At 59.1% G+C, this 2,521-nt stretch carries 1 protein-coding gene; it reads left to right on the top strand.

Features of this window, described 5'->3' with window-relative positions:
* A partial coding sequence (locus HDG34_RS38530) for an Ig-like domain-containing protein (protein ID WP_260321484.1) occupies nt 1-2,517 on the top strand: 2,517 nt, incomplete at its 5' end.
* Nucleotides 2,518-2,521: the final 4 nt, after the last annotated feature.

The raw sequence follows: 2,521 nt of genomic DNA, 5'->3' as shown, positions 1-2,521 counted from the left end.
ACGCCTGATACGCCGCTGGACGAAGGCGAGCACGAGTTCACGGTGGTGGAGCGTGATCCCGCGGGCAACGAAAGCAGGCCCTCGGAGCCGCACGTGGTGATCGTGGACACGACTGCGCCGGACCAGCCGGTCATTGACGAAGTGATTGACGACGAAGGTCCGATCCAGGGACCGGTGGGCAATGGCGAGAGCACGGACGACACGACGCCGACGCTGGTGGGCAAGGGCGAACCGGGTGACACGATCGTCGTGATCGACAACGGCACGCCGGTTGGCGAGACGGAGGTCGACGAGGACGGCAACTGGAGCTTCACGCCTGATACGCCGCTGGACGAAGGCGAGCACGAGTTCACGGTGGTGGAGCGTGATCCCGCGGGCAACGAAAGCAGGCCGTCGGAGCCGCACGTGGTGATCATCGATACGACAGTGCCAGCACTGGTACTGAAGGCACCTGAAGTACCGGAGATGGCAGACGGTGTAATCGACGCGGCAGAGGCCAGCGATGGCACGTGGGTGTTGATCCCTGCCTATACGGGCATGGTCGCGGGTGACGTGATCACGATTGACTGGAACGGCAAGAGCTACGAGCACGTGGTGGGGGCGGTCGACGTACTCACCGGGATCAAGGTGAAGATCCCGGCAGACGATCTGATCGGGCAGGACACGGCGTTCGACATCTCCTATACGGTGACGGACGCAGCGGGCCACGTCTCATCGCCGAGCCCGACTACCCATGTGAGGATTTACACGATGGGACCGGACAAGCCAGAAATTGGCGAAGTCATTGACGACGTGGGTCTGGTTCAGGGTCCGGTGGGCAATGGGGAGAGCACGGATGACACGACACCGACGCTGGTGGGCAAGGGAGAACCGGGTGACACGATCGTCGTGATCGACAACGGCACGCCGATTGGCGAGACGGAGGTCGACGAGGACGGCAACTGGAGCTTCACGCCTGATACGCCGCTGGACGAAGGCGAGCACGAGTTCACGGTGGTGGAGCGTGATCCCGCGGGCAACGAAAGCAAGCCTTCGGATCCGCACGTGGTGATCATCGATACGACAGTGCCTGCGCCAGTCATTACCGCGGTGATTGACGACGTGGGTCCGATCCAGGGTCCAGTGGCTAGCGGTGGGGAAACCGACGATACGCAGCCGACCGTCCAAGGCACGGCCCAAGCGGGCTCGACCGTGTCGGTGTACGACAACGGCAAGCTGCTGGGTACGACGGAGGCGGACAGCAGCGGTAACTGGAGCTTTACGCCGCCGACGCCACTGAGCAAGGGCGATCACGAACTGACGGCTGTGGCGACAAGCCAGGCGGGGAACACCAGCGAGTCGAGCGATGCATTTAACTTTTCGTTATCGCTGTCCGGAAGCTATTCCGCCGATCCCGATGGTGACTGGAGCGGGATTGCTACCCCTTCTTCTGGAGCCCGTACGTGGGCAAGTGTCCCTACAGGTGATACGGTTCTAAAAGATGGTGTTTACGAGTACGTTCGTTACGCAGGTGCGGACCCCCACATGCCAAACGACGAAACAATCTGGTATGTATCTCTGACACCGCCAGCAGGCGAGAAAGTACTTTCGTTTTCTGTCGATTTCGGGGCTATCGACGTGAGCAATCACTTTTTTGTGGTGATCTACGACTTGAACAATCAGCAAATAGGTAAGGTGCCTTTGGTGGTGGATGGTTCTAGTCATTTTGAATACACCGCTCCAGAGGGCCAAGGCATTCTTCGCTGGGAGCTTCACTGCGATAGATTTACCGAGCATTTTGAGGCGTCGAATCTGTCTTACCAAACCGATGCAGGTGTATCCGCAAGCGGTATGTCAATTGATGCAGATGTCCCCGTTGACATCTTTGGTGTGGAGGAACTGAATGATTCAGACCCGGCACTCGACGGTGACGATCAACCCGTAATCAACACGTCATCTGATGGAGATGTCCTGGTTGATAGTGACGTCGGTGTGCAGGAACTGAACGATTCAGACCCTGCACCCGATGGTGACGATCAGCCTGTAGTTGAGACCTCGACTGGAAACCCGGATACGGTTTCCGGGCTTCAGGGCATCGAGCCTTCCGCTGGTGTGGATGGTGATATTCACACTGAAAGTGGCGTGGACACATTGACACTGATGGGTTCAGCACTGATGGGTTCAGGTCTGGTTCTGGATCTGGCGAACGTTGGGGAGAAGTTGTCGTCGGTCGAGGTGTTCGACATCACCGGCACGGGTAACAACACGCTCAAGCTGTCGCTGGGCGATGTGCTCGAGCAGGGCGGCAAGGACCTGTTCATTGCTGACGGCCGCACGCAGGTGATGGTCAAGGGCGATGCGGGCGACAGGGTCGAGCTGTCTGATCTGTTGCCGGACGGGGAGGACATCGGCGACTGGACGCAACAGTCTGGCAACACGACTGTGGATGGCATCGAGTATGACGTCTTCTACCATTCGGGTCTGAACGCCGAACTGCTGGTGCAGCACGGTGTCGAGACGGTGCTGAACAACCACTGACCTC

It is taken from the genome of Paraburkholderia sp. HC6.4b (assembly GCF_014200875.1).
In the GTDB taxonomy this organism is placed as follows: domain Bacteria; phylum Pseudomonadota; class Gammaproteobacteria; order Burkholderiales; family Burkholderiaceae; genus Paraburkholderia; species Paraburkholderia tuberum.
Note: the sequence above shows the minus strand (reverse complement) of the source record. Positions and strands in the feature narration are given on the sequence as shown.